The following is a 3,734-nucleotide window of genomic DNA, read 5'->3' as shown; positions in this document are numbered from 1 at the left end:
CCCCGGACCCCCCTGGTCCGGGGCCGTCGGCCTTGCGTCATGCCGTCGGGCCGTCATGCCGCCGGGCCGTCGGGGTGCCGGCCGGCGCCGAAATCCGGCGGCGGCCCGCCGCCGACGCCGGGCATACTGCGGCGATGCGCGCCGACGCCCACCGCACGCCCCAGCAGCAGGCCCTGCACCACGTCGCGGCCCGCTCCACGGGCCGCCCGCTCGACCCCGGCCTGCGCGTCACGCTCAACTTCCACCCCGACCGGCTCGCCGGCGGCCGCCCGATCCTGGAGCGCCTCGCCGAGGACGGTGTGTACCGCTCGCAGTTCGTCACCGGCACCAGCAACGGCGGTCTCACCGCCCACCCGGGCGGCGACCGGTGGCGCTGGGAGAGCCGGATCTTCGGCGGGGCGTACGACGACGCGCCGGCCACCGAACGCCCCGTCTACGGCGGCCTCGACTTCCGCCGCTCCCCCTACGGGGCGGCGCCCCGGTTCGGCTCCGCACACCTGCGGCTGGGGCCCGACGTCCTGGCCAGGAGCACCTTCTGCTACCCCGACAGTGCCGCGGAGCCCACCGACTTCGGTGTGGCGGACCGCTGTTCGCTGGTCGAGCTGGCCATCGCGGACGACCAGGACGCCCTCAACGACTACATCGAGGCCCAGGTGCACGGCCCGGTGCTGCTCGACCGGCACGTCGAGGCGCTCGTCCTCGACCCGGCCCACCGCGGCACGGCCGTCGAGGCGGCCGCCGACAAGCTGCCGTTCCCGGTCGAGTGGCACCCCGGCCTCAGCCTCACCGTCGACCACCTGCGCCGCCACCCCGACTACCGCGGCCCGGAGTTCGTCCGCCTCGGCGCCTCGATCGCCGAGGACGGGCGGCTCGACCCGCGGATCGTCGGCGACGCCGCCCGCAGCGGCCGGTACGACCTGCAGGACCTCAAGATGGTCTGGCACTGCCTCGCCCGCTTCGGCCGCCCGCAGCCGCCGGCCCCCGCCTGCTGCCCCCCGCCCGGGGACGGCTGAGCCGCCGGCCATCGGGGATGTCCGATCGGCCCCCGCAGCCGGGAGCCCGGGCATCCCTTCCTCTCCATGCCTGCGCTGCACGGGTCTTGACGGACGCCAGGGCCCGGCACTAGAACTGCCTGCGCGGGTGGGAGCGCTCCCACTCTCCGTACGAGGACCCTCTGCACCCGCCCGTACCGTTCCGGCGCCACCCCCCACCCCGAGGAGCCGCACGTGTCCCGCCCCCGCCGTAGCATCGCGGCCGTGAGCGCCGTGGTCGCCACCGCCGCCCTCTGCTGCCTCCCCGCCACCGCATCCGCCGCGGACTCCGGCCGCGCGGCCCGCACCCCCGCGCCCGGCACCGGCTTCTACGTCGACCTCGACAGCAAGGCGGTGCACCAGGCCGCCGCCGACCTCAGGGCCGGCGACCTCGCCGACGCCCTGGCGATGGCGAAGACCGCCTCGTACCCGGTCGCCCAGTGGTTCACCGGCAGCACCACGACGGAGGCCACCACGGCCGCCATGACAACGCTGCAGGACCGGGCGGCGCGCCAGCACCAGGTTCCCGTCGCGGTCGCCTACAACGTGCCCGGCCGCGACTGCTCGCAGTACTCCGCCGGCGGCGCCTCGAACTCGGCCGACTACTCGGCCTGGGTGGACGCGTTCGCCAAGGGCATCGGCGACCACCGCACGGTGGTCGTGCTGGAGCCGGACGGCCTCGCGCTGAGCCCGGCGTTCTGCGGCGGTACGGCCCAGCAGCAGGCCGACCGGCTCGCCGAGGTGAACGCCGCGGTCGACCGCCTCGAACGCCAGCCCCGCGCCGCCGTCTACCTCGACGCCGGCCACAGCGCGTGGCAGAACACCGGCACCATGGCCCGGCTGCTGGTCGACGGCGGGGTGAACCGGGCCCAGGGCTTCTTCCTCAACGTGTCCAACTACCAGAAGGACGCCGACCTGGTGCGCTACGGCACCCAGGTCGCCAAGTGCACCTGGTACCTGAGCCACACCGCGGGCGCCTCGGCCGACGACTGCGCCAACCAGTACTGGCCGCAGGCGGATGCGGACGCCTGGTACGCCGCGCACGTCCCGGCCGATGCCGAGCTGCCGCACTTCGTGATCGACAGCAGCCGCAACGGGCAGGGCCCGTGGACCCCGACCGCCTCGTACCCCGACCCGCAGACCTGGTGCAACCCGCCCGGCCGCGGCCTCGGCACCCGCCCCACCGCCGACACCCGGACCCCGCTGCTGGACGCCTTCCTGTGGGTGAAGGTGCCCGGTGAGTCCGACGGCGGCTGCACCCGCGGCACCACCGGCGGGACCGACCCCGAGTACGGCGCCGCCGACCCGGCCGCCGGCGTCTGGTGGCCCGACCAGGCACACGCGCTGGCCGCCCACGCGTCGCCCGCGCTCACCTTCAACACCGGCCTCCTCGGCGGGCACTGAGCCACCTCCCCCGGCCGGCCCCTCCCCCACCCGGCGGGCCGGCCCCGGGCGCCGCACTCGCTGGACCGGTGCGGCGCCCGGCATCCCGCCGCGCGAGCGCGGCAGCCGGGGCGCGGGTCCTGCCGCCCGCGGTGGTCCGGCAGCGGGCGGTGCGGGGCCGGCTCGGGTGCCGCTCGGGGCCTGCTCGGGTGCGGCGCAGGTCGGCCGTGGTGCGCCGACTACCCTGGCCGCATGACGATAGAGCGGACCGCCCGGGTGAGTGTCGATGCGATGATCGAGGACCTCAGGACCCTCGTCGAGATCGAATCCCCGTCGCGGGACCTCGACGCGCTGGCGTTGTCGGCCAAGACCGTCGCCGCGTTCCTCGAGAGCCGCCTGGGCGGGCGGGCCGAGCTGGTGGAGACGGAGGCGGGGCCGCACGTCCACTGGTCGGGCGGCGGTGAGCCCGCGGTGCTGATCCTCGGCCACCACGACACGGTGTTCCCGCTCGGCACGCTGGCCCGCCGGCCCTTCGCGGTCACGGACGGGCACGCGACCGGCCCCGGGGTCTTCGACATGCTGGGCGGCCTGGTGCAGGCGGTGCACGGCGTCGCGAGCCTCGCCGACCGCTCCGGCGTGGAGATCCTGGTGACCGCCGACGAGGAGGTCGGCTCGCACTCCTCCCGGGCACTGATCGAGGAGCGGGCCCTCGCCTGCGGCGCCGTGCTCGTGGTCGAGGGGGCCGCCGACGGCGGAGCGCTGAAGACCGGCCGCAAGGGCTGCGGCACCTTCCAGGTCTCCGTCGCGGGCCGGGCCTCGCACGCGGGCCTCGAACCCGAGGCCGGGATCAACGCGCTGATCGAGGCGGCCCACCAGGTCCTGGAGATCGCGGCGCTCGGCCGGCCCGAGCTCGGCACCACGGTGACCCCGACCGTCGCCTCCGCCGGGACCCTGGACAACGTCGTGCCCGCGGAGGCGACCGTGGTCGTCGACGTCCGGGTCGCGTCGGGCGACGAGAAGGAGCGGATCGAGGCCGCGTTCGCGGCCTTGGCCCCGCACCTCGACGGGGCGGCGATCACGGTGCACGGCGAGATCGGCCGCCCGCCGATGCCCGAGTCGGCGTCGGCCGGACTCTTCGCGGTGGCGCAGCGGCTGCTCCCCGGCCTCGAGGGCAGGACCGTCGGCGGCGGCAGCGACGGCAACTTCACGGCCGCACTGGGCGTTCCGACCCTCGACGGCCTCGGCGCCGTCGGGGGCGGCGCGCACGCCGACCACGAGTACCTGGTGGTCGGCGCCATGGCCGAGCGGGCCCACCTGATC

General features: G+C 76.2%; 3 protein-coding genes. All 3 read left to right on the top strand.

The window, feature by feature from the left end; genetic code table 11:
* Positions 1-134: 134 nt before the first annotated feature.
* Positions 135-1,013 (top strand): DUF3626 domain-containing protein, encoded by an 879-nt coding sequence (locus tag ACFV0G_RS37080; RefSeq protein ID WP_380557507.1) that lies wholly within the window; start codon positions 135-137, stop codon positions 1,011-1,013.
* 243 nt (positions 1,014-1,256) lie between these two features.
* Positions 1,257-2,435 carry a glycoside hydrolase family 6 protein gene (locus ACFV0G_RS37075; protein WP_380557504.1) on the top strand — a complete coding sequence of 393 codons (1,179 nt, stop codon included), beginning with the start codon at positions 1,257-1,259 and terminating at the stop codon, positions 2,433-2,435.
* 231 nt (positions 2,436-2,666) lie between these two features.
* The coding region (locus ACFV0G_RS37070) for a M20 family metallopeptidase (RefSeq protein WP_380557501.1) at positions 2,667-3,734 on the top strand (1,068 nt) is incomplete at its 3' end.

The organism is Kitasatospora sp. NPDC059571 (assembly GCF_042735675.1).
Classification (GTDB): Bacteria; Actinomycetota; Actinomycetes; order Streptomycetales; family Streptomycetaceae; genus Kitasatospora.
This window is presented reverse-complemented; position numbering and strand designations above follow the sequence as displayed.

Excerpts from the sequence above, each read along its gene's own strand:
- ACFV0G_RS37080 (WP_380557507.1), top strand. The coding sequence starts at position 135 with ATGCGCGCCGACGCCCACCGCACGCCCCAGCAGCAGGCCCTGCACCAC.